Consider the following 26,162-nt stretch of genomic DNA (forward strand, 5'->3'; position numbering starts at 1 on the left):
ATCCTTATTTTAGCATGACTTGATCGCTTCTGCTGAAGCTCCTGCCGATTCCAAACCAAACAAAACCCATCAATCAATCGGGGATTTCCCCCGGTCAATCAATGGGTTGCGTCTTGCTTCACGGCTTAAAGGCCAATCCATGATCTGCTAACGCCCGTTTCAACTTCGGTATCGACGAAGGACCGATTCCGTGCCACCTCAGCACCTCGTCTTCCCGGTACATCGATAAGCCGGTCAAGGACGTCACACCATGCGCGTTCAATGCCCGTTGTGCAGGTTTCGCGAGTGAAGAAAACACCTCGGATTTAGATTCATTGGATTGCATTGCCATCCCTCCTGTTTTCCTAAACAAAAAACCGCCTCCTCATTTAAAAGGAGACGGTTCTTTACAACATGTTAGAGGTCATCCTCAGTGGGTCCGACGCTTTTGACGAAATCGCTTCACCGATGTGAAGATGGATACCGATCCTCCGATGATTGCTCCGACGACAATCCCAGTCGTAAACTTTCCTCCGGGATTTTTGCCAGAACCTGGTTCAGTTGCTGTTATATGCTCTTCCTGTTTCTGCTCGAATAACTGTTGGAGAGGGGAGGATGTAGGCTCGACTTCGACAATCCGGTCAACTTCCTGTTGACGCTCTACCCGGCTTTCGACGCTGCAAGGTGACAGATAGAACGGATTCAGATTCGTCCGATACCGGTCTGGATTCCAATTCGCCTGCTGAACGGCTTCAGCTGCGTGGTCTGTCCGCTTCGTCTGATCCAATGACTGGATCGATTGATCGAATTCTTGTTTCATCGTAATCACTCCTCTTCACATTCAATTCCACCTAAAAAGCTCCGACTTACGTCTGAAGTCTTATTTACCTCTTTTTTAAACATCTAAAACATGTATCGAAAAAAATTGTTTACTTTTTTGTGAACGCTTACTTGAAATACGTGGCGTACGTCTGTTTTGCCTGTTCCGGATCCGCTTCCCCGTGAATCAAGATCCTCCCGTCGGCAAAGGCGACAATCCGGTGCTGCTCCGTCTCGAACATCAGCAAATACGGATTCCGTTGACTTTTCATCCCGCGTGCCCGTATCTCGTTTTCCAGCCGGACCAAATCCCGTTTCCCTTCTCCCCGGACTTGCACGGTGTCCCGACCGCACAACGTGACGAATTGGAGCGGCGTTCCGTTGAGATAAGGATAGACGGCAGCGTCACCGCACGAAGGACAGGCTGCTTGTTTTAAAGACGTGACATCAATCTGACTCTGCTGATTCGTCCAAAGATCGAACGACAACAACGTCCGACGTAGTGCTGCTTTCGCACCCGTCAACAGTTTCAAGGTTTCCGTCACTTGATGCGAGGCAACCAGTTGGACCGCCGGGCTGATGATGCCCCGGGTATCGCACGTATCCTGTTGCTGCGGCAGATGATTCAGCAAACAATGCAAACAAGGTGTCTCCTTCGGTAAAACGGTGTATGTCATGCCGTAACTGGCGACACAGGCCCCGTAAATCCAAGGGATTTCCCGCTTTGCCGCTACATCATTGATCAGCATCCGAATCGCGAAATTGTCTGTCGCATCCATGATCAGATCCGCCTGCGCAACGAGTCGTTCAATATTCGTCGCCGTCACGTCTTCCACAATCGCTTCGATCGTCACCGTCGAATTGACTTCGCAAAGCCGTTGCTTGGCTGCGACCGCTTTCGGCAACCGTTCCCGGGCATCCCGTTCCGTGTACAATTGTTGCCGTTGAAGATTACTCCACTCGACGTAATCGCGATCAATCAAGGTCACCTGTCCGACACCGGCCCGGACAAGCTGTTCCGCACTGGCTGTCCCGAGCGCACCGAGACCGATGATGACGACGCAGCGCTCAGCCAGTTGATCTTGTCCGTCTTGTCCGATTGGACGAAAGCGGATTTGGCGGCTGTAGCGGTCCGTCATGGACGGCTGATTCCAGTCGTCGGACTGCTTGCCGTCGCATACCGTTTTTTCTCGATCCGTCCCGCTTCGAAACCGAGACGCCCGGCTTCGACCGCCAGTTTCATTGCCTGTGCCATCTTGACCGGATCGGTGGCATGGGCGACCGCAGAATTCAGCAAGACACCGTCGGCACCGAGCTCCATCGCGTAAGCCGCGTCAGCCGGTGAACCAATCCCCGCATCCACGATGACCGGGACCGTCATCTGCTCGATGATGAAACTGAGCGCAAGCGGGTTTAAGATCCCCTGCCCTGAACCAATCGGTGACGCTGCCGGCATGATTGCGTGACAGCCCAATTCCTCGAGCCGACGGGCGAGCAACAAATCATCCGATGTATACGGCAAGACGATGAAACCGTCCTTGATTAATTCCTCTGCCGCCCGTAAGGTTTCGATCGGATCCGGCAATAACGTCTTGTCGCAACCGATCACCTCGACTTTGACCATGTCACACATGCCGGATGCCCGGGCGAGCCGGGCCAGCCGGACGGCTTCTTCCGCCGTTTTTGCGCCCGCCGTATTCGGCAACAGATCATAACGACTTAAGTCGAGTGCCGCAAGTGGATTCGTCTGTTCCTTCGCAAAGACATCGAGACGCCGGACGGAAAACGTTAAAATGTTCGTTTCCGATGCTTCGACCGCTTGTTGTTGCGTCTCAGCGTCCGGGTATTTTCCCGTTCCGAGTAATAATCGTGATGCAAATGTTTTTCCGCCAATTTCTAACATGTTATCCGCCTCCTACAAAATGAACGATTTCAACGACATCACCGGATTGGACGTTCGTGTCCATATACCGGGACCGGTCGATGATTTGATGATTTTGTTCGATGATGACGACCTCCTCATCGATGTTCAACTGCTGAATCAAGTCGTGTAGCGTCTTCGTTTGTTCCGCCAGTGGATAGTCTTTCCCATTCAATCGGATCTGCATGTATTCTCCTCCTCGTGTCGTCTGCAACAAAATGCCTCCAGCGCAACTTCCGGTTTTCGGTTCATGACACAATCGGCGAGGACTTGTGCCGTCACCGGAGCGAGCAAGATGCCGTGCCGGTGATGTCCCGTCGCGACCAACAAACCGTCAATCCCTTTGACCCGTCCAAGATACGGTAATCCGTCACGGGTCTGCGGCCGGACACCGGACCAGATGTCAACCAGTGCCGCATCACGGATCGGCGGATACACGTCAATTGCTGCCGCCAACAGGTCCGAGATGCTGCCCGCGTTGACCGTCGTTGACTCCTCACCAACGTGTTCCGTTGCACCGATGATAATCCGTCCGTCTGCTTTCGGGACAAGATACACCGTCTCATGAAACAAAGTCTGCTCCAGTCGACCGGTTGTGAGACGGACAGACAGGCACTCACCTTTGACCGGAAGCGTATCAATCGGAATCCCGATCGTTTGCAACAACGGTTCCGATCCTCGTCCGCCGGCGATCACGACCTGCCGACCAACCTGTTGTCCCCAGCTTGTCTCCACCCCGGTTACCGTCCCGTTGTCCCGCAGAAGACGCAAGACACTTACCTGTTCTTCAATCACGCCGCCCCGCTGTTCAATCGCTTGCCGTAACGCCTGGACAAGCAACGGAGGATCGACTTGACCGACCCATTCAAATTGGACGGTTTGCTTTGCCTGGCGCAGCTGAAACGGCAGTTCGAGATAACCGCTCGTCAACCCGGTCTCGTCGAACAATTGACGGACAAGCTGCGGATACAGGACGCGGCTGACTGCCGCTAACGCATGTAACGGTTCCGACAGTTCTTCGTCCGTCGCGAGCATCCCCGCTGCCGCCCGTGTCGCGCCTTGTCCGACTGCCGACTGATCGAGCACGCGAACACTTTGCCCCCGCTGTAGCAACTCATAGGCGAGCGTCAAACCGATGATACCGGCACCGACAATCAATACATCCGGTTGTTTCATCGTCCAATCACCGCCCGGAACCGTCCGGCTGCTTCCGCCGGATGGGTTTGTCCCAAAATCCCGGACAGGACGGCAACACCGCTGCACCCGGTCGTTAAGACATCAGACAGATTTTCCGGTTTGATTCCGCCGATGGCGATGACCGGGATTGATGTCCAGTCGACGACTTGCTGTAACGCATCGAGTCCCCGTGGCGCCACGCCGGGTTTAGAATCCGTCTCAAAAATATGACCGTACATCACGTAATCGGCGCCGGCTTGTTCCGCCACCATCGCTTCGGTCAACGAGTGAACCGATTGACCGATGGAAATCGTCGGAAACTGTGCCCGGACACGCTCGACCGACAGACTGCGGCGTGTCAACTGAACGGTCGTGCCGGTAACGAGTGCAGCATCGAGCCGGTCATGGACAACCAACTGGTCTGCGCCGACTCCTTGGTCGAGCAACGTATCAATGCAGGAAACCAATTCCCGGACTGACCAGGTTGGCTCCCGTAAGTGGATGCGATCGACGGACAGTGCGAGCTGCGGAAGGGTCTGTTCCAGCACTTCCTTACTGTCGCGTCCGGTTGTAATCAGGTGTAAATGTGACATCGTTCCCCCTCCTTTCCACACGAAAAAGGACCACCCCATGAACTGATGGAGTGGTCCTACGAAAAGGGCGACGCTTGGCGTTCCCTCGATAGATGATCGGATACCACTTCCCTCCGCTAGTACGAACTAGATCAGGTTCAAAGGGTCCGGATACTTCCGTCTCAGTCTGCTGCGAGACTCCCCTAGTGTAGATATTTATTTGTGTGGTACGTCTGTAGTCTACCACGGGTAGTCCGATTAGTTCCACCCTTGATTAGTGTCGCATGTCCGATTCGACCGCTTTGACCTGCTCGATCAAGCGTTGGTATTCGTCGACACGTTTCGTTTGCGACAAGTCATACGTTTGTTTTAAGCGTAAGACCCGCATGACTTTCTCGTTGAGATCGGCTGCCGACAATTTCCCTTGTTTGATCCGCGTCATGATTTCCTTGTGAACGGACGCGTACGCGCCGGGTGTCGAGAACATCGCCATGTCCGCACCGTTTTCAAGTGCAAGACCTGCCGCTTGAGCTAATCCGTACCGTTCTGTGATGGCTCCCATGACGAGATCATCCGTGATGATGACACCATCAAATTTCAGTTCACTCCGTAACACACCGGTCATGACTTCTTTCGATAATGAGGACGGTCGATTTTTGTCGAGAGCCGGGAACAGGATATGCGCGACCATGACCATTTCAGCCCCGTCTTGAATCGCCCGTTTAAACGGGACCAGCTCCGTCTGCTCAAGTTCCGCTTTCGTCGCATCGACCCGCGGCAGACCGACATGCGAGTCGACGGTCGTATCTCCGTGTCCCGGAAAATGTTTGACGACCGGCACGATATCTTCTTCCTTCATTCCCTGCATCAATGGCACACCAAGCCGTGCCACTTGTTGCGGGTCCGCACTGAGCGCCCGGTCGCCGATGATCGGATTTGCCGGATTACTGTTGACGTCAAGGACCGGTGCAAAATCCATGTTGAATCCGTAAAAACGGGAAATGGACCCAAGCGTCTGCCCGACGTCTTCCATTAACTCCGGATCATTTTTTTGACCATATGTCAGGCTCGGCGACAGTTTGAGTCGGGCGTCCGGAACCCGGCTGACCCGTCCGCCTTCTTCGTCAAAACCGACGAATGCCCGTTGATCCGACGTTTGCGCTTCGTTGATGTCAGCCGTCAATGCCTTCAGTTGGCCGGATGACGTGATATTACCGCCGAGTAACAACACCCCACCTAACGCATGTTGCTGCAACAGCCGGCGATCCGCTTCCGTCAATGCCGTTCCGGTCACACCGATGTAGAGCAGTTGATCGACTTTTTCCGCCGTCGACATCTGAGAGACCGTCTGCTTAAGTTCATTTTCCGCTTGTTCCCGGGCAGACGGTTGCTCCGGTTTTTGTGGTTTCGGCTGTTTTGTTTCTTCGGCTTGCTTCGGTGCCGGTTCGTCCGGTTTCGCGGTCTCGTCGGCACAACCGGACAGCAGGACAGTTGCGAAGATAACAGGGAAAAACAGCTTCAAATCGGTTCCTCGTTTCGGACGCCGTTGATTGAATAGTAGACTTCAATTTCTGCGTTCAACGATTGGGACACGGAGCAGTATTTGTCTTTTGACAATGAAATCGCCCGACGGACCTTATCTTCCGGTAAGTCGCCTTCAAGCCGGTAATGGATCGAAATCGTCGTGAAGCGGCGCGGATGGTCGTCTGCCCGTTCCCCTTCGATGTCCATTTCAAATGAGGTCAACGTCAAACGCATCTTCTCTAAAATCGAGACGATGTCGATGCCGGTACAACCGGCAACGGCGTGGAGTAACAGCTCCGTCGGGCGTGGTGCTTGATTGTCGCCTCCGTTATCCGGTGCTGCGTCCATCGCTAAGTGATGTCCGGATTCGGTCTCGCCGCTAAATCCCATCTTGTGGTTCCAAGTGACTGTTGCTTGCATGTTCCGTCACGTCCTTTACATGTTTTTTAGTTGTCTTTACTTCTTCAGTATACCCGAATCTCCGCCAAGTGAAATTGACGTGCTATTCGCAATAATGCTTCTTTTTCACCTTCTTCTAAATCCTGTTTCCGCACCACTTGAATCATGCTATTCTGATACACGATAGTTTTTTGCGCACAGGCGCTAGAAGTGAGGAATGTGTATGTCATCATCATCGACTCGTTTGAGTCAAACCGACTGGCTGTTGATCGCAACGTTATCCATGTTGACCTTTGTCCTCGGAACAAGCGAATTCGTCATCGTCGGGATTTTATCCGAAATCGCAGACGGTCTGAACATTACGATCGCGAAAGCCGGGACACTCGTCTCTGCCTTTGCCATCGCCTTCGCCATCGGGACACCGATTACGATGTCACTGACCGGACATCTCGAGCGGCGTAAATTAATGCTTGGCTTGATTTTCGTCTGGATTTTGCTGAATGTCTGCAGCAGTATTGCACCGAATGACGAAATCTTATTATTGACCCGGATCGTGACGGCTGTTTTGACGGGTGTCCTGATTTCGCTTGCGATGGTCGTCGCCAGTGACAGCGTCCCGATTGCGAAACGCGGGGTCGCCGTCTCATTCATCTTCGGCGGTTTTACCCTTGCGAACGTCTTGGGAGTTCCAATCGGTACCTTCATCGGTCAACATGCCGGGTACGCCGCAACCTTTTGGCTGACAAGTGCCCTTGGCGTCATTGCGTTAGTCGGTGTCTTCAAAGTCGTTCCGGTCCAACAATCAACGGCGACCAGTTCGATTCGCGATCAACTTCGTCTACTCGCCAATCCGCGGATCATGATCGCCTTTTTCATCCCGTCGTTTGGATTCGGTGCGACGTACGTCGTCTATACGTATCTAGTCCCGGTTCTTGAGTTGGAATTGAAACTGCCGTCGACGTGGATCAGTCCGATTTTACTCGCGTACGGTGTCGTCTCGATCTTCAGTAACATCTTGGCCGGGAAAATCGCCAGCCGGAACCCGATCGGTCGTCTCCGTTTCGTCTTCATCGTTCAGGCGATCGTACTCGCCGCCCTCTACGTGACGACAGCGTCCGTTTCGCTGGGTCTGATCAACATTGCCTTGATGTCCTTGATGTCGATTTTATTGACGACCTCAACACAAATCTATCTGATTGATCTGGCAGAGAAGTTTAATCCGGAAGCAAAAGGACTGGCTGCTTCCTTAATGCCGGTCGCAAGCAATGTCGGGATTGCCTTCGGTTCTGCTTTAGGTGGACTCGTCTATGCGAACGGTCCGATCATGAATATCGCGCTTGTTGGCGGTGCCGTCGCCTTACTCGCAGCCGCTTTGACGGCTGTCAGTCATCGGCTTGATCAGCGGGCATAACATCCAAAAGACTTCTGTTCGAATGGTGCCATCACTTGTGGCATACGGAACAGAAGTCTTTTTGTTGAATCCGGAACTTGAAGCCGACGGGTACTCAGACCAAACCTTACAACACTGTTAGGTAAAAGTATCCAATTTGTTTCTTTATCTGTAAACCGGCATGGTACGGTAGAAACAGCACTTGATTCCAACTACTTAAAGGAGTTTTTACTATGAAATCGTATTATGCCCTTCCGTTGACTGCCCTGTTACTGACGGCGACGGTCAGCCCGGTCGCAACATCTGCTGCGACACCAACAAAAGTCGAAACGAAAAAACCGTTGTCGGAAAAAGCACTCGCGAAAAAGAAAGCAGCGATTGCCAAACTGGCGACATCATTAATCGGGACTCCGTATAAAGAAGGCGGCACGACAACAAAAGGATTTGATGCCTCAGGCTTTACGCAATATGTTTATCAAAAGAGCGGTCTGACACTCGAGCGGACGATTGCGAAACAAGCCGCAATGCCGCTCAAGACCGTCACGCTCAAAAAAGCAATGCCGGGCGACTTGTTATTCGTCCAAGCAAAAAAAGCAAAAACGCCGAACTTCGTCGGAATCTATACCGGCAAAAACAAGTTCGTTGCCGTAACGACGAAAAAGGTCGAATCGCAAGACCTGACGTGGAGCTATTACACGAAACAGGACATCCTCATCAAATCGTATCAGTGAAACAAAAAACGCAATCTGAAACTCTTCAAGAGTTCCGGATTGCGTTTTTGTGTAGAACGTAAGAGATCAATCAATTAAGAATAAGTGAATTTAACGACGTTTCTTTTCGTTTCAGTTTGTCTTTAATATTTCCCTCATAAAGAACACGTTCTGATACGGCATCAACAATACGGATATTGATGACACCATCATCGATTCGATTCGCCGTGTAAATCAAATCATCTTTAAGCTCAGTGTAAGAGCCTAATCCAAACTTGTCTGTTACTAACGGGATATCCATCGAGTGTTTTTCTGATTTCTTTGATGCTAAATCATAGACAATCCAGCTTGATTGATCCGAATCCCCTTCAAGCATGATCAGTTTTGTCCCATCCTCACTTAGTTCGGTTTGGTTGGCAATGATCGAATTCAATGCTTTTAAAGGCTGAGCCGTTTCCCCATCACTCCAATACGTCTTTTCTATTGATTCATCTGACCCTTCTAAGTATTCCACCGTACGATAGACAATCATCTCGTCATGGATACCTAAAATCATAACCTCTTTTTTAGAGGTATACGGTAAATTGATTTTTTGAACCGTATCGTTTTTTAAATCAATTTTGTACAACAACGTCCCTGAATTGGTTTGATAGTCTTGCACGCTGACATATAAATTGTTCCCAATTCGTCGATATGGATTAAGTTCGGTCTCTACTAACTTCTGAGCTTCAGCAGGTGCCGGAAACATTTTTTTGACAACACGTTGCTTACTACCCTGCCAGTACTGTAGTTCCCACTTATTGTTGTTTGGTGTTCCTATTGCATATGAGACACCTTCTTGTTCCAACGTAAGAACGTAATCGGAACGGATGAATCGCCGGAAGTCAGCGGGTGCACCATTCTCATTATATGGACTTTCAAACAAGCCGCTGATCAGATTTTCTTTTGTTTTTTCGACATGACCATCCAGTCGAACGTTGTAATCAACTCCCTTTAAGCCCTGATCATAAAGTTCTGCTTGAACAGACCGGACAAGTGGTTGTTTCGGGTCGCCTTTTACTGTCTCAACGGTAAAGTCCGACTCATCAATCGATTGAATAAAGACGGTATAAATGCCCACCGTTAAGAAGCTGACGACAGCCAATATGAGTACAAATTTAAATTTTCGCATGACGTCCTCCTCAGACCGAAATCTTCCATTTTAATAAACGCAGGCTTTTCCAAATCGTATAGACAAAGTACAGCACAAAGATTGCCACCATGATTGCTGATATTTCTTGCGATAAAAAGATATCCAGCTTTTCAATCACATACATGTTGCCTACCGTAATCAGGAGTAGAAAAGCGACTTCAAGAATGATAAAGATCAAGCCTTTCGCTTTTCGGTAAGACCGCTCCAGTAGAACGAGCATAAACAAGAAACTGACGACAAACAGTGATACAAGGACGATGAGCAACAAATCTACTACGTTCATCGTATATAGCTGTTTTAATGCCATCGACATATTAAAAGATGACGCACGGTAATCGTCTTTAATCAGCCAGTTGAATATGACATAACTGAGTTGGATGACCACCCACTGTAATCCGATAAAACTGATAATCACGAGAGCCAGTGATGTCCATTTGGCAAAAAAGATTTTCGCCCGGCTGCCTGGTAACAGCAGTAAACGGTATATGTACTTGGATTCACCTAACCAATCCCGGTACCAAATCTGAATGGCATACAAAATGACGAGAACGATTCCAATCATAATGACATAGCTGAAATATGAACTTGCCTGTTGAAACGATAACTCTCCAATCGTTTCAATTGCATCGCTTTCAGATAATTTGGCGTAACTCATATACTCCTTTACTTGCCGTTCGTGGTAAATAACCCGTCCGACGATGGTCAGGATTTCAATACTCGCCATCGCGAGGATGACCGAGACAATCATTTTCCAACTTCGCTTTAACTCTTCGTTTGTTAACATCAGATATTGTTTCATCGTTGATAGACCTCCCGCATCCGGTCCTGGACCGATTTTCCGTATACTTCGCGCATCTCTTCTGTATCGTGTTCATCAATGATCCGACCATCCTGTAAAAAGACGACCCGGTCAATCAGATGTTCGATTTCAATGATTTCGTGTGTCGTCATCAAAATGCCGCGTCCTTCCATATAATGACTCGAAAAGATCCAGGCAATCTGTTCCTTTGTAAATAAATCAATTCCGGCAAATGGTTCGTCGAGCAACAAATACTGCCGATCCAGTGCAAAACCGAGTACCAGACTAAACTTCGCCTGATTCCCTTTCGACAGTTCCAAGATTTTGTCGGTCGTCAATAACTTGAACAGACCCATCAATTCTTCGGCGACCTTCGAATTCCAGTCCGGATAATAATCACCCATATACGTCAGAGCGTCACCAATCGTCATGTAACCGGGCATCGTCTGCAGATCCGGAACAAAGGCGATTTTTTCGCGTGAGACTTCTCCGTCCACCAAAACTGTTCCGGCATCGACCGGGACAAGACCCATGATCGCTTTTAAGATTGTCGATTTTCCTTCGCCGTTTAAGCCGATCAGACAGGTGATGCTGTCCGGACGAACCGAAAACGAGACACCTTCAAGAATCGATTTTTTCCGACCGTATCGTTTTTTCAAACCATGGACTTCAAGCATCGATCTTCCTCCGTTCCGTTGACTGATACATCGTCTCGACCTTCGTGACGACTTCGCCTAATGGAATCTGAATCGCTTGGACCGCCTCGATGAATTGCGCAACTGCTTCATCCAGCATCTCCGTCCGGACTTTTTTGACAATTTCTTGATCCATCGTGATTTTACTCGGTACGTTTCGTTCTGTCGTAATCAATTGCTGATCCTCCATTTCTTTGTACGCTTTTTGTGCCGTATTCGGATTAATTCCGAGTTGCGCAGCGATTTCCCGGCGCGATGGAATTTCCTGCCCGCATTTGAGTTCTTCCGTCGCGATTTGTTCCTTGAACCATCGGACGACTTGAAGATACACCGGGCTTCTTTGGTCAAATTGCATCGTGGTCTTGACCTCCCTTTCCCGTTCACTGTATTAAAACAGTAATACACTTTCTTTCTGTATCATACGCGTAGTACAGTTGACTGTCAATCCATTTCCAAAAAAATACCGCACTCCGAAGGGAGGCGGCATGAGTAATCTTATTTTTGAAATTCTAAAATGGTTTGTTGGACTGGAATGCCTGACATCGGAACAGTTCGCTCAACGAACACATACCGTTTCCCGTTTACTAAAAAGCGACGGTTCCCTAAATATTCGACAAGTTTTCCGTCTTGTTTGAGTTTATGTTCAATCGCTTTGACGTGTTCATCCAACGTGTAAAACCGATCATCAAACGTCATCGTGATGTTTTTGTTTCGAAATCCGAGTAAGTAACTGTAGAAAAACCAAAACCCCGCCCCTAGTGCTAAAAATGCTAACAGAATGTCCATGAGTAATTCCCCCTTTTGATATCTTATTTTACGTTCAAGATAATGTAAGGGTTCCCAAATTATTTGAAAATTAGAAAAAAATTCGCAACAAAAAAACTGACTCTGAACGATGTCCAGAATCAGCCTGTCTTGTTTAGTAGGGTGTTGGATCTTCTTGCGGTGTATCCGGAATTTCCGTTGGTTCCGGGAACGTGTCCGGCTCCGGTTGACGGATCGGATCTTCCTGCGGCGTCTCCGGAATCTCCGACGGAGGTGTCGTCGGAATCTCGTCCGGTTGTTGATTCGGTTCGTGTTCTGGGACTTCATTCGGATTTTTCTTCATGATTATTTCCCCCTTATGATGTGATGTAGTCGCCGCCGTTGATATGAATCGTTTGACCGGTGACGTAACTTGAGTCGCGTGACGCCAGGTAGACATATGCCGGTGCGTTTTCAGACGGTTGCCCGCGGCGTTTCATCGGTGTGTCTTCCCCGTGTGCTTCCACCTTTTCTTTTGTGAACGTTGCCGGGATGAGCGGCGTCCAGATCGGACCCGGTGCGACGGCATTGACGCGAATCCCCTTTTCAATCAAGTTTGATGCCAGCGAACGCGTCAACGTCGTGATTGCCCCTTTGGTTGCCGAGTAATCGATCAGTGATGGTGCCCCGCGATACGCCGTGACGGATGACGTATTGATGATCGAATCTTCCTTGTTCAAATGAGGTAACGCAGCCTGCGTCAGATAGAACATCGAAAAGAGATTCGTTTCGAACGTCTCTTTTAACTGATCCGGTGTGATTGCCAGGAAATCGTCTTGCGGGAACTGTTTTCCGGCATTGTTGACCAGAATATTCAATTGACCAAACTCTTGAATGACCTGATCAATGATCGGTTGGGCGTTCTCCGGTTGACTGACATCTTTCGCAAACGCCAGTGCCTTGACACCATACCCTTCAATCAATTGTTTCGTTTTTTCTGCATCCCGTCCCTCATTTAAGTACACGATGGCGACGTTTGCGCCCTCTTTGGCATAGGCAATCGCGACGGCACGCCCAATGCCGCTGTCTCCGCCCGTTATCAACGCCACTTTACCTTTCAGCTTACCTGATCCCACATATTCCGGATCGTCGTACACCGGTTCAGGATTCATTTCGGCTTCGATTCCCGGTTGCTGATCCTGTGTTTGTCCCCGTGCTTGTTGATGCATCTGCTCTAATTCTTCCTCGCGCATATGACCCAACCCCTTTTCAATATTTAATGACTACCTTCATTAACATTCCCTTGCCATATATCAATAAACGTCGTCAGTAAAAAAAATCATTTTTTTGTTCAAGTAAAGTATTTGTTGAACCTTCAAGTTATTTTTATCGCTGCAGAAGAATTAATAGATTTAATCTAGACCTCCACTGCAAATGACTGACGATCGGATGCAGAGCATCACATGATCTCGGAAACCAAAAGAAGAGTTGACGCTATAATGTGCGCCAACTCTTCTTTCTATTAAGACGTTTTCTCATTGTCCCGGAATAACCGATCCCACTTCCCTGCTTCAAGCATCGTCTGCAACTGAACGGGATAGAGGGTGACCGTCGATAACTCCTCCAGCGGAATAAACCGGTAAACTAATTCTTGTCCTTCCACCCCAAAAAATTCTTCGGACGTTACCGTCATCTCATCCAACACGGTGACTTCATAATAAAAGCCGACTTCATGGAAAGAAACTTCATCGTATGTAAAAAAGTTTTCGTGAACCGATAGAAAACGGCTGACCTCTGCCGCAAGACCCAACTCTTCTTTGATTTCGCGGATGACCGCCGCTTCCCCGGGCTCCATCAAACGAATCCGTCCACCCGGCAATGCCCAAAAATCATCCCGGACATTTCGATGAATCAACAGATGCCCGTCCTTAATGATCACAGCAGCTGCACGGTGGTTAAATCGTTGGTTCTCCACTCTGAAATTGATATCCATCGTTTTTCACTCCTTATTTTTTTGCTATCGACCCATACTTTTTCACATTTTCCCATATTCCTGAATATTTCAAGATACACGTTTTTTGTTACAAACGAATAGACTGGTATGCCTGCATTTCAGAATTATCCCAAACAAAAGATTACAATATAACTTATTTGAGTATAATTCAGAAATCAAACTGAAATGTTATTTTCAAAACATCCGATGCTATACTCGGTTTATTCAATTCACCACTACAACGCAGTATTCATATACAGCCTACACATATACGTCATATCCAACAGACAGACCGTGATCTGTCATCCACTTTCATCAACCGTCACTTTTTTCAACATCAGGAGGAATTACAACATGAAACGTATTTTGACAACAGTAACAATGAGCGCACTCGTCGTTTCGGGATTCGCAAGTACGGGTACAGGTAAAGTTGAAGCTGCTAGTTCTTCTTCTTATAAAGTAAAGATCATGGCAGACGGATTACGTGTCCGGACAGGCCCTTCGACTAACTACAAAATCGTCGCTGGCGTCAACGCTGGTCAAACGTTTAAGTATTACGGCAAAACAGGCAACTGGACTAAAATTTCGTACGGCGGCAAGAAACGCTATGTTTACTCAGGTTATGTAAAACGTTACAGCACAGGGAAAAAGGCAACAGCTAAAAAAGCATCGTTCTCAACAGGCTTCCTGCGTCCGACGAGCGGATCCATCTCACAAGGATACGGAAGTGCAAGCGGCCGCTACGGATACACGTTCCATAACGGCATCGATATCGCAGCAGCGACAGGGACAACGGTCCGTGCAACTGCTTCCGGTAAAGTAATCAAGTCCGGCTACCAAGGTGCATACGGCAACTATGTCATGATGACACATAAAGTGAACGGTCTTACGTACACAAGTGTCTATGCCCACCTCAGCAGTCGCTCGGTCTACGCCGGTCAATCGATTGCAAAAGGTACAAAAATCGGAAACGTCGGCAGCACCGGAAACTCAACGGGTTCACACCTTCACTTTGAACTTCACCGTGGTGGTTACGTCTACAGTGGCTCTTCGGCTGCAAACAGCATCAACCCGCTTAACGTCTTATAAGCACAACGTCGGACACTCGATATCGGGTGTCCGTTTTTTTAAACCTTTTTTAAAATAGATCGTTTGAAATAAACTCATCCTAGTTATTGGGAAATTCAGCATACCATAATGAAACAAACATTTCTGTTCTCTTTTAACGAAAAATCAACTCTCGTCAGCTCCAGACCCCTTTTTCACCTTCATTTCAAAAGAGGATTATTTTACCATTTAAAGTAAATAATCATTTTTGAATCAATAAAATATAAAATTATGAAACACTATAGAAATAATATTGTAATATTTAAACATTTTGACAAATGGTACACTCATCTAAGAAATTCCTATAGTGATATTACATAGAACACACTGATCGCAGCCCTACAGATTTAAAGGAGGATTTACTGAATTGAAGAAATTATTTACTACGCTGACGGTCTCAGCCATCGCCGTCGCCGGATTTTCTACATATGCTGTTCCAAAAGCAGATGCCGCAACGTTTTATAAAGTCAAAGTCATGGAAGACGGGCTTCGTGCACGGACCGGTCCAGCAACGACATACGGTGTCATCACAGGTCTCGATAAAGGAGATACGTATAAATATTTAGGACGTACGGGGAACTGGACAAAAATTCTCTACGGTTCGAAAAAAGTATACGTCTCTTCTACATATGTCAAAAAGTATTCCGTCACGACTTCCTACAAAATCAAGGTCATGGTCGATAACTTACGTGTTCGCAGCAGTTCTTCGACGAGCAGCCAACAGGTCGGAACCGTCAACAGTGGGCAAACGTTCCGTTATCTCGGCCGGACGGGTGACTGGATCAAGTTTTTATACAACGGGGACAAACGGTTTGTTCACGCCGACTATGTCAAAAAGTACACTGTCACCAGTTTAACGAAGTCGTCCGGCGGTGCTACAAAAGCGTCCAACGATTTCATTACGCCGACGAGCGGTCCGATTACACAAGGATATGGAAAAGCCAGTGGTGTGTATGGTTACACATTCCATAACGGCATCGATTACGGCGCACCGAAAGGCACACCGGTCTATGCGACAGCGGCCGGTAAAGTCATCACATCGCAATATAAAGGCGCATACGGCAATTACATCATGGTCAAACATACGATTGACGGTGCCTCGTTCACGAGTCTCTATGCCCACTTGAACAGCCGTTCGGTTTCCGTCGGACAATCGGTCTCTAAAGGTCAAGTTCTTGGAACGGTCGGCGCAACAGGTAACGCGTTCGGTACGCACCTTCACTTCGAACTTCACCGCGGGACATACGTCTACAGTGCGACATCTGCCGCAAGCAGTGTCAATCCCCTCAACTATTTATAAGCCAAAGGACCTGACGCTTCCGCTCAGGTCCTTTTTTAGATTCATAACACCGCTGTTACAATCGCTCTTGCTGCGACCTGTCCACCGTAGATGGATCGTGCGAACGGACCCACCGTTAAATCGGCAAGACTTCCTGTCGCATAGAGTCCTTCCCCCCACTCAAACGTCTCCTCATTCAAGACGGGAGTTCCGCACGGAGATAATGGCAAGTCAAACTGTCGTTGGACGCTTTCGAGCCAGGAACCTTGAATCGTCAACGGTCGAATTCCGGTCGCACACACGATGGTCTTCCCTTTCAGATCCGTTCCGTCCGTCAGCATCACACCACCAGTCGTCTGTTGCTTGACCTCACCGATTTGATGAATGACGTGACCGCTTCGAATGAGATGACGCATCCGCTGGATCAATTCCTGTGGTGCGGTCCCCGGTTTCCGTTCAGCTGCAATCAGCTGTCTCCGTTCACGCAGTGACAGCGATTTGAATGAGGTCAGTCCTTTAGGTCCCATGAATTTCCGATCCGCGTCAAAGGCACTTTGCTCCAGCGAACGTTTCGTAATCAACGTTACTTGTCCCGGAAACTTTTTGGCACAACGGATTGTATAATGAATGGCGCTGATTCCTCCCCCGATGACAAGAACAGGTGGTGTTTCTTCACGTTCTTCGAAGACATGTTGCGTAGCATCCGCCCAGTCCGGGAGATGAAGACGTTCCGACTGCCCTAAAGCCAAGACGACCCGCTTCGCTTGAAAGGTCCGGTTTGACGTCTTGATCTGCCAGTACTCTCCTGATTTGCTTAATCCTGATACGTCCTCTTGAAACCAGCTCTCATCAGCCCCATTTTGTTTTGCCAACTGTATCGCATGGTCGTTGAACAGTTCCAGTGAAGGACGACCATATGTATCTTTAAAGGCTTGAGACGTATACTCTTGTTCATCGGCAAATCGGCGCAAGCTCGTTGGATTTGTCGATGTATGGTGCACACGTGTCGAACGCAGATAAGGCATCTCAATTCGTGCCGTCTGTCGTTGCCAGTTCGCTAACGGCATCGCATGTCGATCGATGATGGCGATGTTTTTTTGTTTGACGCCACGTTCAAGTAAAGCATGGAATACGGTCATCCCGTGGACTCCTCCACCGATGATAAGCCATTCGTATGGTTGGTTCATCTCTAAATCCTCCGTTACAGTTATTAAATCGTAATCATTACGCTTTAATAACTGTAACGATTTTTGCTCAACAATTCAACCCCTCCTCGCCGGTAAAATGCTTAAACTGCGACAACCATCACGACAGGATTACCCTGATCTATTTTTGATCGTGAAGTTGAATCACTTAGGACTCCTCCCTCTCTAATCGTAGCCTAGAGGAAGGAATTCAAGTATGATAATACAAAAGAAGACTAAATTGTATGAATTTTCTAAATTCGATAGGAGGGTGTTTATTGAACAACATAGACCTTGATTTTTTACTCAACGTCGAAGAATACGAATTGGAATTGGATACGATGGCATTGAAAGGGAATGACCATTACGCGATCGATATGTACTTTTATGGATCTGAGAATGTAACAAATCTTTTAATAAACGATCCTTCGCGCGACTATTTTTTGATGCGTTTTGAAAAGTATGCTGTATTCATGGGGACTCTTCAAGAGCATGGAATCCTTGAAGAAGGACTCAGAAATCCCCATCCTGTAGTAAAACTAAAAAAGTCGGTTTTTGGTGATTTTGCTGAGAAACATATGAAAACAAAGGAAATCTACACAGAACGTGGTGAATTGAATTTATTTGTCATTAGGACGCACGACCAAGAATTTTATATTCTTTCTTATAGTGATCCGATGGTCATAAACAATATCGCGAAAAGCGAGTAGAAGGATTATGAAAAGTGATGATTTCAGATTGAAATGGCCGATGAACCTATTAAAAGGATCATCGGCCATTTGATTGATATCGGACGGAAACATATATCCCCTCGACTCCTGTGGAAAGGAAGGGCAATTACTGATTTCAAAGCTACTCCTGAATCAGACTGGACCGTTTTAAGATTTAGCCCGTTTCGCTTGATAGGCTTTCGAATAACGGTCTGCTGCAATGATTGCGTCCGCCACTTCATCAGCAGTGACATCAAATCCGCTGTGGATCGTCTCCCCGTCTGCCGTCGCCGCCTGTCCGACTTTAAGGATGTCTTCGCGTGACGCATCTTTTAATTTAACGTCTTCGAGTGTGACCGGCAGACCAAGATCCATATAAAACGCAATATATCGCTCAATCTCTTCTTGCGGATGTTCTTCGAGGGCCAGTTGAACAAGTGTCCCGAACGCAACCTTTTCACCGTGCGTCAAGTGATGGATGTCCCCGTCGAGTGCCGTGAAGCCGTTATGGATGGCGTGCGCTGCCGCAAGCCCCCCGCTCTCAAAACCAAGACCGCTCAGCAAGGTGTTCGCTTCGACGACGGCTTCGAGGGCCGGCGTGACGACTTTCGCTTGAACCGACTCGTAGGCGAGGCGTCCGTGCTCAAACAAGACCTCTTCACACCGTTTCGCGATAGCTTCCGCTGCAATCGTCGGGCGTCCACCGGCCATCGTCGATCCGCCAAACGCAATGACGCTCCGCACTTCGACCCATGTCGCCAGTGCGTCGGCGATGCCCGAGGCAAAGAAGCGTGCCGGTGCTTCCGAGATCAACTTCGTGTCGACCAGGACAAGATCCGGATTTTTGTTGTAGAAACGATAACTCTCAAAAATTCCTTCATCAGAATAAATGACCGATAAGGCACTGGTCGGTGCATCAGTCGACGCGATGGTCGGGACGATGACGACCGGCAGATGGAGTTCGTCGGAGACGGCTTTCGCTGTATCAAGCGTTTTCCCGCCGCCTACACCCATGACGAACTTAACACCGACGTCTTTCGCTTGCGTCGCAATCCGTTCGACTTCATGCTTTGAGGCTTCTCCGCTGAAATCCGCTTTTTCGATTTTGATTCCTTCGTTTGAAAATGAAGCTTGGACACGTTCCTCGACGATTCCCCAGACGACATCATCCGCGATGACGAGGGCCACGTCACCAATCGGGCTCACGTATGTACCGAGCCGATCAATGACATTTTTTCCTTGGACGTACTTTGCCGGACTAATGAAAACACGTTCTGACATGTTCAACATCCTTTCTTTTTCAACGAGACCATCAACAATGACTTACATTCTATTGCTTTCCTTTTCGTCCGGTCCTCTAAACTCCTTGAGCCGTGAACATTAGGTGAATTGCAGAACCGGTCGTGCCAAACGTTGACGTACCAATCGTCCGTCCGTCACCAATCGTTCATCCGGATTTTCTCCGAACCATTCGAGACTCGCTGTTTTTGCAACCAGTGCCGATTTAAGCTCGTCAAAAAATCGATCGTAATCAACGATGCCGTCAAATAACGGCACCATGCCTTCCCGCGAGCCGCTTGCCGCATAGACATTTGCCGGTTCAAAGACGTCGAATTGATCGGCTCGTGCAACCGTCTTCAAGTGAAGGTGTTCGATGACTGGTTCGAGCCGGCGGTAAGCCGCGACCGGATCGGCACCGGATTCGACGACATGGAGGACGTCGAAGTTCACGCGGCAAGCCGGATGATTGACCTCGTGCAATAACCGTTCCGTTGACTCGATCGTGTCGGCCGCCGTATTCGGATGGATTTCAAGCAACACCAACTGCTTCGCTTGATCCAAGACTTTACAGACACCGCTTAATTGATAGACAAGTCGCGCCCGTTCCGCCTCCGTCAATTTTCGACTTGCCTTGTGACCGGCAAAAATCCGGATGCGCCGGGTTCCGAGCCGCTCGGCGAGGCGAGATAAGGCTTTCGGTTGTTCAAGCAAGACGGACAGCGGAGCGTCAAACGACAGGTAATGGCTGAGCATGCTGACATGAACTCCGCTGTTTTGTAACAAGACGAGGTCTGCTTCCTGCAGATGCTTCGCATGAACACCCCAAACATCCATCGCCTCAAACTTGTTTGCTGCGGCAAACCTCACCAACTCATCGAATGACCGTAGATGATGCCGGTAGCTGATCGTACAAAGTGCGAGTTGCATCCGTTTCCCCTTCTTTCTGTTGAAATCGGCTGAACAAATCGACGAGCTGCCGTTTGATATCATCTTCGAGCGTCGTTTGTGCGACGAGCCATTGTTGAATGTCCTGTAAATCTGCCCGATCGCGGGTCATGCTGTATTTGATCGCCCGGTGTTGAATGATCGTGTATTGATTGACCAATTGCTCGATTTTGTCACACCAGTCGTCAAAATCGGACGCCACTAAATCAATGCCCAAGCGTTCATAAAAATAGGCAAAGGCATGCTCATAAGCATATTTGCGGATGGCGATGACGGGCAGTTGCTTTAACGCCTCCGGCAACTTTTCCGGTCTCGCCGCATGGTGTAAGATGACCTGTTCGACCGCTTCCGTCAATGGATGGTGCCGCTTGAGACCGCTCATGAAATACGAGGAGACGGCTTCCGTGTCCGGCAGTTTGACCTGACTCCCGTCAAACCAAAAGCCGCCGGCGACAGTCGGCTGATCGATCGCCTGAAGAATCCGTGTCCGATCAAATTCGCCTTCATATCGGAAGTCCGGATCAAGCATCCGCCACCTGTCTTCATCATCCGTCGGTTCGAGCATCACGTAATGCGGAAAGACCTCGTGATGGAATTTGTTCTCCCGCTCCGGTAACCGGGCGAGGTCGAGCATGACGATGACGGATTGTTCCGGTCGTTTTGTTTTCATGAACTGTTCCAGAACGGTGAGGTTCGCCGCTTTCGAGCGGGACGGATCGTACCAGGAATGAACGGTGATTCCATACAATAAGCGGTACCAATCGAGCATCGCTTCATGACTGATATGCGCCGCATGGTGGGACAGGACAAACTCAGACGTCAATGCAAAGTCAGCGTCCCAGATCCCAAAGTAGTACGGACGATGGTCGGCGTCCGATCGTTTGATCACTTCACACACACAACTGACGAGACAGTGGACTTTAATCATCAGACGACCTCCTTTTGTGCCAACGATTGCAGCAACTGATCGACCGTCATCTGCGGCAGTTGAGCAAGCTGTTCATCAACCAGGACATAGCCGTGTTCGAGCTCTAGATGAACGAGCAATTGCAACAGCCGCATCGAATCCAGCTGGAGGTCGTCCCGAAGCCGTTCGCCTCCCGTCACTGGTTGTTGCATAGTCACTTCCAGCTGTTCTTCGACAATCTGACAAAATGACGTGTAATCAAGGAGTGGACTCATGACGTCACCCCCAACCGAACGCGACTGACTTTCCCGTTTGGCAGCTTTTCAATGGCCGGCACAAACGCCCAATCCGACGGACATTGATGGGGTGCAAGCTGTTCCCGACAATAGGTCCGCAACGCGTCTTCCGTCGCCGAGCTGACGACTTGGACACAAACACGTTCCCCCTGCAGACGGTCCGTCCGCTTGAAGACGACGGCCTCTTCGACAGCATCATGACGGAGTAATACATCCTCAACATCCGCCGGATACACCGACAGACCGGACACATTGATCATTTCGTCAAGACGACTGAAGAACCGCAATTCGCCGGTACTCGTCTGCCCCATTAAATCCTTGGTTCCAACCCACTGGTCTCCCGCTTTCACCTTTAACTCAGCCGGCTCGTCGATGGTGCCGGTCTGGATTGTCAGATGCGGCAACGGATAACCAATCGCTTGAGCTGATTTCGGAGCAGGATGTAAGGCAATGCAGCCGATTTCCGAACAGCCGTACTGTTGCAACAGATGATCCGTTACATCCCGGATCGCTTCAAACCAGACGGTCGGCACGGTCATTCCGGAAATCATCACCGCAAACAGCCGTTGCTTAAATTGGCTGAGTAAATAGACCAGTCCCGGTCCGGCATACAAAATGGCAGTCGGATGTGTCTGACAGACGTGTAAAATATGCTTCGGTGACAGGTTTTCCAAGATAATCGGTGTCGCTCCGCGCGCAAGTGTCGCCAAGACCCCGCAAATCAATCCGAATGAATGCGACGTCGGGCAAGCAACGATGGTGCCGGTCGTCGCTGATAACGGAAAACGTTGACCATAGGCTGCCAGTTCCTCGTCAATCGAGGCCCACGTCCGGTGAATGACTTTCGCGTCGCCGGTCGTGCCGGAGCTGAACTGAATCAATCCGCCCGGTCGATTCGTTGACGCGGTCAAACGAATCGGCTGTTGAAAGTCGGCATACACCAAATAATCACATCCCGCCTGTTCCGCGAGACGTCTTGCCCCGGCTTCCGGCAAATCCGGATGGAGCGGTACGACCGTCCCGTGCATCTGTTTCATATAGAGACAAAACGCGATCCATGCCGCTGTGTCCTTGACGCAGACGGCAACGACCGTCTGTGCGGGATCCGTGAGCCAGTTGAGTCGACAGACCGGGTGATCGGTCAGCATCTGTTTCGTATAAAACGTGTCTTCAATGTATAACATGCGTTTCGCTTCCTTTCGGTGTTTGGGATTGCAGAGGATTGCGGACCAGATGCCGGCACTGTGTCGTGTTAAATTTCCGCGCAACGAGCGACTCCGTATAGATCGTCGGCGTATCGAGTTGTAACGTTGCCAGACGAGCCGGCGGCAGATTCAGTCCAGCGAGTATGTCGGCGGTCCAGTTAAAAAAGGTCGTCTCGTCGAGCTGATGTATCTCTTTCAGCTGATGCGACAACTCCGTCAAATGAAAGACAAACACCGTATCGACGACGAGCTCGCGTAACGCTTCGACCTGGTCCATCTCGTAGTACAGATTAGTCGTTGAACGAAAGGAAGGATGCAGCGTATCGAACGTCGGAATCTTTTCCGGACGTCTGACAAAGGAACGGACAAATTCAACGCTGTCATGAAAATCCCGTAACATCAGCCGTGTCGGCCAACCGTCCTTCAAGACCAACAAAGCGTTTTGGGCGTGCGCCTCCACTGCGATTCCTTCTTCAACAAGCAGCCGGAACACCGGTTCCAGATAGACGGCCAGAAACTGTTTCAGCCACCGCTCGCGTCCGTAGGTCTTGAACCACGGTTCCAGAAACAGAGTCTCGTTCCCTTCACGGAGGGCGAGTGCCGTCAACGGGATGACCGTTTCGTCCGGTGACACAGCCGCCAAGACATTGTCCCGGTACAAACAGCCGATTCGTCCCGACAGGCGTCCGTCTGTCGTCTCGACGACTTGACTGGCGAATTCCCGGAGCACGGTCACCGGCAGTTTTTGCGTCCGGTCGACCAACCAGTCGGACAACACAGGTGCTGCGACAATGTTCGGAACGGTGAACGTCCGTCGTGAGGACGTCTGCATCAAATCGAGCGGGAGCTTGATGTGCGGAACCGTCGGCGCGTCCGGTTGAAAAACGGTCCGGATCGATTGGGTCGCTTGAAACAAGGGACCGGCTTTCCCGAGATCGATGCCGCCGGACGCACGGACGTCCGCTTCGACGTGTTGCCATTGCCACGGGTGGACGGGCAGGATGTGATAACCGGTCGGAACGTCGACTGCAGCACTTAACTTTTCCTGCAACCGGAGATACGTCTCGTGCCCAAACGTCTGCTCCATCACACCATCCATGCGTTGTTGATGAACGATCGATACCGGGAGGGCTACAAAGTGCAACCGGAAACGTTGTCCTGCTTCCGGTCCATAGCGCGAGTGGTCGTCAGGTGAAAAGCCAATCCGGGACTTAAAACACGGATGGTACGGGTGCCCTTCGATCAAGGCTTGTTCCAGTTGTTCGTAAGACAAATGCGTCCGCGGCTCGAGATATGTCGGACACGCGTCAGCAAACTGAACCGTCTGCCGCAGTTCCAACCGTAGCGGCTCCGCGAGTTGAAAACAGTCCATGATGTGCTCAAGCGTCGGCGATTGCGCGTGATTTCCCCGCGTCAAGACGACCGTCTCGATGTCGAGCCAAACGCGGTCAAACGCTCCCCGTCTGCCGTCGACTGTCAGTTCATATGGCGGACGGACAAAACGAAACGTCGTCTGTCCCTGTCGCCAGTGTTCGATGAACGGTTCGATCCGTTCAAACAGGATGGCTTCAAGAAGTTGTTTGCAGACACGTCGTTCGTTCGTCGTTTGCATGGCGGACCTCCCGGTGTAATGGATTGTCGATTTCGATGAAGATCACCCGCTCACCGCTGACTTCGAGTTCGTCGAGCGCATGGAGCCGTGTCAACAAGTTCGCTTTATACGGTAACGTCGGCCGTGAACGGATATATTCGAGCCAATCCTTGCCGCGTCCCGATAAGATCTGACTTTTTTGATCGCACCACGTTCCGACCCACTCGAGCATCGTTGATTCCGCAAGCAAGCCGTCGCGGTCAAACCGATGGATCAGACCGGCCAAGTGATTCCAGATCATGTAATACGTCAACCGTTCCTTGATCGTTGTCTCGTCGTAGAACAATTCCGGCGCTTCTGCCAGTGCGGCTTCCAGTTCGATTAGCTGGTTTTTGTTCGAACGGGCGAGATAATAGCCTTGATTATCGCGAAACTGGTAGCTGACAGGACGCCCTTGTTCAAACCGGATCAGACTATTTTGCTGGTGCGCTTCGAGCGCAATCCCGTAGTGTTCATACAACTCGACCAAGGTCCCGAGTGTCAGTTCGATATACGTCTCGAACCAGTCCCGGGCCGCTTGAGACAAGGATTGATCTGTTCGCTTTGACTTCAAGACGAGCGATGCCAAAACGGACGGTTCTTGATCAAGCGGTTCCTGAACGAGTGCCGCAACGTTGATCGCATCATCCTGGGCTTCGCGGTAGATGACTTCAAAACCGGACTCGTCTGCACCGGTCTGAACCGTTGCATATGCCGGATCATGAGTGATCGAAAAGCCGTCCGGAAACGAAATTTGTTCGGCGAGACGCCGCATGACGAGTCCCGCAGTCAGTTCGTGCCGTTTATTGACCCGGCGCGAATTGGTGACTTGGACCGGAATCGAAAACTTCAGCATGTGCGACCGATCCGCTTGCAGGACCGTCCGGATCGACGATGTCGCGAAGTACGTCGGACCCAGTCGGCCGAGATGGCGGAGTTGGTTCGTCGCGAGCAACCGTTGCACAGACGGTTGCAACAAAAGATGTTGCGCCTGCAAAGGATGCGCGGGTAACAGGCGTTCTGACGCTGACAGTGCCACCGCTGATCCGAGTTGCTTCCGCATCTGTTCACTGATCCATTGATCCGTCGCACTGGCTTCCGTCAGCAGGGACTCCTCAACCGCAAAATAATCGAGTTGGAACCCGTTCCTGAATTCCGGTGCATACGCGACTTGCTCCCAGTCATGCATGCCGACCCGGCTTTTCGGCGTCGGATGGAACCAATGTCCGAACCGGACCGTCTGCTCGTGTTCAAGAAACGTCTCCGGGCAAATCGGCTCGTTCAGCTCATGCGCAATGACGTGACACATACACCGGTGACTGTCGAGGACCCGGTACAATAAATCCGTTACGCCGGGAGCAAGCCGTTGCAGATGTTGGCAACAGGCAATGATGAACGTCAATGGTGCTTCCTCTGTCCATCCGCAGCTCGTTTGCCGGTAAATCCGTCCGATTTCGTGACGCCCGATCCGTGAACGGCGTCGGATTTCAAGGACGTAGATGGTCCCGACGTCGATCCGGCAGGCCGTCTCACCGAACCAGATGTTCTCCTCGTCTGTTGGAATGAACCACTCGATCATGTCGATTTCACGGAGGTAGCTGTTGCCGAATGCTTGGAGCGTTGCATGGGTTGCAATCTCTTCGGTTCGTTCTGTACGTGTCGTCATGACTGTCACACTCCTTTTAACAATTGATAATCATTCTCA

Annotated in this window: 30 protein-coding genes and 1 riboswitch; of the genes, 5 read left to right on the top strand and 25 right to left on the bottom strand. The window is 49.9% G+C overall.

What is annotated here, in order from left to right; translation table 11 throughout:
• Positions 1-118: 118 nt before the first annotated feature.
• The 9 genes from P397_RS17365 to P397_RS0110905 all read right to left on the bottom strand — a co-directional run bounded on the left by P397_RS17365 (position 119) and on the right by P397_RS0110905 (position 6,411).
• A complete protein-coding gene (locus P397_RS17365; RefSeq protein WP_035387636.1) occupies positions 119-325 on the bottom strand; it encodes a helix-hairpin-helix domain-containing protein in 207 nt (68 codons plus the stop codon).
• Between the two features lie 84 nt (positions 326-409).
• On the bottom strand, positions 410-799 hold the full coding sequence (locus P397_RS0110870) for a hypothetical protein (RefSeq protein WP_028106560.1): 390 nt from the start codon (positions 797-799) through the stop codon (positions 410-412).
• 127 nt (positions 800-926) lie between these two features.
• Positions 927-1,937: a ThiF family adenylyltransferase gene (locus P397_RS0110875; protein ID WP_028106561.1), complete on the bottom strand. Its 1,011-nt coding sequence runs from the start codon at positions 1,935-1,937 to the stop codon at positions 927-929.
• Positions 1,934-2,701 carry a thiazole synthase gene (locus P397_RS0110880; protein ID WP_028106562.1) on the bottom strand — a complete coding sequence of 256 codons (768 nt, stop codon included), beginning with the start codon at positions 2,699-2,701 and terminating at the stop codon, positions 1,934-1,936. Before P397_RS0110880 ends, P397_RS0110875 begins: the two co-directional genes overlap by 4 nt.
• A gap of 1 nt (position 2,702) precedes the next feature.
• Positions 2,703-2,906: a sulfur carrier protein ThiS gene (gene thiS / locus P397_RS0110885; protein ID WP_028106563.1), complete on the bottom strand. Its 204-nt coding sequence runs from the start codon at positions 2,904-2,906 to the stop codon at positions 2,703-2,705.
• The gene (locus tag P397_RS0110890) at positions 2,891-3,895 is read right to left on the bottom strand and encodes an NAD(P)/FAD-dependent oxidoreductase (protein WP_028106564.1); all 1,005 of its coding nucleotides are present in this window, start codon (positions 3,893-3,895) and stop codon (positions 2,891-2,893) included. The genes thiS and P397_RS0110890 overlap by 16 nt, the downstream gene beginning before the upstream one ends.
• Complete coding sequence (locus P397_RS0110895; protein WP_028106565.1) at positions 3,892-4,488, bottom strand: thiamine phosphate synthase; 597 nt, start codon at positions 4,486-4,488, stop codon at positions 3,892-3,894. The genes P397_RS0110890 and P397_RS0110895 overlap by 4 nt, the downstream gene beginning before the upstream one ends.
• A 91-nt stretch (positions 4,489-4,579) precedes the next feature.
• Positions 4,580-4,682, bottom strand: a riboswitch (TPP riboswitch).
• A gap of 59 nt (positions 4,683-4,741) precedes the next feature.
• Entirely contained in the window at positions 4,742-5,989 is a 1,248-nt protein-coding gene (nagZ, locus tag P397_RS0110900; RefSeq protein WP_028106566.1) for a beta-N-acetylhexosaminidase, read from the bottom strand.
• Positions 5,986-6,411, bottom strand: a complete 426-nt coding sequence (locus tag P397_RS0110905) for an OsmC family protein (protein ID WP_026833298.1) — start codon at positions 6,409-6,411, stop codon at positions 5,986-5,988. The genes nagZ and P397_RS0110905 overlap by 4 nt, the downstream gene beginning before the upstream one ends.
• A gap of 196 nt (positions 6,412-6,607) precedes the next feature.
• Between P397_RS0110905 and P397_RS0110910 the strand changes: the two genes are divergently transcribed.
• Positions 6,608-7,801, top strand: a complete 1,194-nt coding sequence (locus P397_RS0110910) for an MFS transporter (RefSeq protein ID WP_028106567.1) — start codon at positions 6,608-6,610, stop codon at positions 7,799-7,801.
• A gap of 212 nt (positions 7,802-8,013) precedes the next feature.
• On the top strand, positions 8,014-8,511 hold the full coding sequence (locus tag P397_RS0110915) for a C40 family peptidase (RefSeq protein WP_028106568.1): 498 nt from the start codon (positions 8,014-8,016) through the stop codon (positions 8,509-8,511).
• 70 nt (positions 8,512-8,581) lie between these two features.
• On the opposite strand, the gene P397_RS0110920 is transcribed toward P397_RS0110915, so the two are convergent.
• From P397_RS0110920 to P397_RS0110955, 8 genes are all read right to left on the bottom strand, one after another.
• On the bottom strand, positions 8,582-9,661 hold the full coding sequence (locus P397_RS0110920) for a hypothetical protein (protein ID WP_028106569.1): 1,080 nt from the start codon (positions 9,659-9,661) through the stop codon (positions 8,582-8,584).
• A 10-nt stretch (positions 9,662-9,671) separates the two neighbouring features.
• A complete protein-coding gene (locus P397_RS0110925; protein WP_028106570.1) occupies positions 9,672-10,481 on the bottom strand; it encodes a hypothetical protein in 810 nt (269 codons plus the stop codon).
• Complete coding sequence (locus tag P397_RS0110930; RefSeq protein ID WP_028106571.1) at positions 10,478-11,158, bottom strand: ATP-binding cassette domain-containing protein; 681 nt, start codon at positions 11,156-11,158, stop codon at positions 10,478-10,480. Before P397_RS0110930 ends, P397_RS0110925 begins: the two co-directional genes overlap by 4 nt.
• Positions 11,151-11,531, bottom strand: a complete 381-nt coding sequence (locus tag P397_RS0110935; RefSeq protein WP_026833304.1) for a GntR family transcriptional regulator — start codon at positions 11,529-11,531, stop codon at positions 11,151-11,153. The genes P397_RS0110930 and P397_RS0110935 overlap by 8 nt, the downstream gene beginning before the upstream one ends.
• A gap of 140 nt (positions 11,532-11,671) precedes the next feature.
• Positions 11,672-11,962: a hypothetical protein gene (locus P397_RS0110940; RefSeq protein WP_028106572.1), complete on the bottom strand. Its 291-nt coding sequence runs from the start codon at positions 11,960-11,962 to the stop codon at positions 11,672-11,674.
• Positions 11,963-12,095: 133 nt separating this feature from the next.
• Entirely contained in the window at positions 12,096-12,284 is a 189-nt protein-coding gene (locus P397_RS0110945) for a hypothetical protein (protein WP_028106573.1), read from the bottom strand.
• Positions 12,285-12,297: 13 nt separating this feature from the next.
• Positions 12,298-13,173, bottom strand: coding sequence for an SDR family oxidoreductase (locus P397_RS0110950; protein ID WP_028106574.1), 876 nt, complete (start codon positions 13,171-13,173; stop codon positions 12,298-12,300).
• A gap of 269 nt (positions 13,174-13,442) precedes the next feature.
• Positions 13,443-13,913, bottom strand: coding sequence for an NUDIX hydrolase (locus P397_RS0110955; RefSeq protein WP_028106575.1), 471 nt, complete (start codon positions 13,911-13,913; stop codon positions 13,443-13,445).
• A 354-nt stretch (positions 13,914-14,267) separates the two neighbouring features.
• On the opposite strand from P397_RS0110955, the gene P397_RS0110960 reads away from it, so the two are divergent.
• On the top strand, positions 14,268-15,002 hold the full coding sequence (locus tag P397_RS0110960) for a peptidoglycan DD-metalloendopeptidase family protein (RefSeq protein WP_028106576.1): 735 nt from the start codon (positions 14,268-14,270) through the stop codon (positions 15,000-15,002).
• Between the two features lie 385 nt (positions 15,003-15,387).
• The gene (locus tag P397_RS0110965; RefSeq protein ID WP_028106577.1) at positions 15,388-16,320 is read left to right on the top strand and encodes a peptidoglycan DD-metalloendopeptidase family protein; all 933 of its coding nucleotides are present in this window, start codon (positions 15,388-15,390) and stop codon (positions 16,318-16,320) included.
• Between the two features lie 41 nt (positions 16,321-16,361).
• Here the strand turns inward: P397_RS0110965 and P397_RS0110970 are convergent, their stop codons facing one another.
• On the bottom strand, positions 16,362-17,486 hold the full coding sequence (locus tag P397_RS0110970) for an FAD/NAD(P)-binding protein (protein ID WP_028106578.1): 1,125 nt from the start codon (positions 17,484-17,486) through the stop codon (positions 16,362-16,364).
• Positions 17,487-17,761: 275 nt separating this feature from the next.
• Here P397_RS0110970 and P397_RS0110975 point away from each other — a divergent pair, with 275 nt between their 5' ends.
• Complete coding sequence (locus P397_RS0110975; protein WP_028106579.1) at positions 17,762-18,193, top strand: hypothetical protein; 432 nt, start codon at positions 17,762-17,764, stop codon at positions 18,191-18,193.
• A gap of 168 nt (positions 18,194-18,361) precedes the next feature.
• Here the strand turns inward: P397_RS0110975 and P397_RS0110980 are convergent, their stop codons facing one another.
• The 7 genes from P397_RS0110980 to P397_RS0111010 form a co-directional block, all read right to left on the bottom strand.
• Positions 18,362-19,474: a glycerol dehydrogenase gene (locus P397_RS0110980; RefSeq protein WP_028106580.1), complete on the bottom strand. Its 1,113-nt coding sequence runs from the start codon at positions 19,472-19,474 to the stop codon at positions 18,362-18,364.
• Between the two features lie 99 nt (positions 19,475-19,573).
• The gene (locus P397_RS0110985; RefSeq protein ID WP_028106581.1) at positions 19,574-20,401 is read right to left on the bottom strand and encodes a sugar phosphate isomerase/epimerase family protein; all 828 of its coding nucleotides are present in this window, start codon (positions 20,399-20,401) and stop codon (positions 19,574-19,576) included.
• On the bottom strand, positions 20,346-21,347 hold the full coding sequence (locus tag P397_RS0110990) for a DUF6005 family protein (RefSeq protein WP_028106582.1): 1,002 nt from the start codon (positions 21,345-21,347) through the stop codon (positions 20,346-20,348). The genes P397_RS0110985 and P397_RS0110990 overlap by 56 nt, the downstream gene beginning before the upstream one ends.
• Positions 21,347-21,601, bottom strand: coding sequence for a hypothetical protein (locus P397_RS17370; RefSeq protein WP_035414176.1), 255 nt, complete (start codon positions 21,599-21,601; stop codon positions 21,347-21,349). Before P397_RS17370 ends, P397_RS0110990 begins: the two co-directional genes overlap by 1 nt.
• Positions 21,598-22,806 carry an AMP-binding protein gene (locus tag P397_RS0111000; protein WP_028106583.1) on the bottom strand — a complete coding sequence of 403 codons (1,209 nt, stop codon included), beginning with the start codon at positions 22,804-22,806 and terminating at the stop codon, positions 21,598-21,600. Before P397_RS0111000 ends, P397_RS17370 begins: the two co-directional genes overlap by 4 nt.
• Positions 22,793-24,439 carry an IucA/IucC family protein gene (locus tag P397_RS0111005; RefSeq protein WP_028106584.1) on the bottom strand — a complete coding sequence of 549 codons (1,647 nt, stop codon included), beginning with the start codon at positions 24,437-24,439 and terminating at the stop codon, positions 22,793-22,795. Before P397_RS0111005 ends, P397_RS0111000 begins: the two co-directional genes overlap by 14 nt.
• Positions 24,396-26,123: an IucA/IucC family protein gene (locus P397_RS0111010; RefSeq protein WP_028106585.1), complete on the bottom strand. Its 1,728-nt coding sequence runs from the start codon at positions 26,121-26,123 to the stop codon at positions 24,396-24,398. Before P397_RS0111010 ends, P397_RS0111005 begins: the two co-directional genes overlap by 44 nt.
• Positions 26,124-26,162: the final 39 nt, after the last annotated feature.

Source organism: Exiguobacterium undae DSM 14481 (genome assembly GCF_000620805.1).
GTDB lineage: Bacteria > Bacillota > Bacilli > Exiguobacteriales > Exiguobacteriaceae > Exiguobacterium_A > Exiguobacterium_A undae.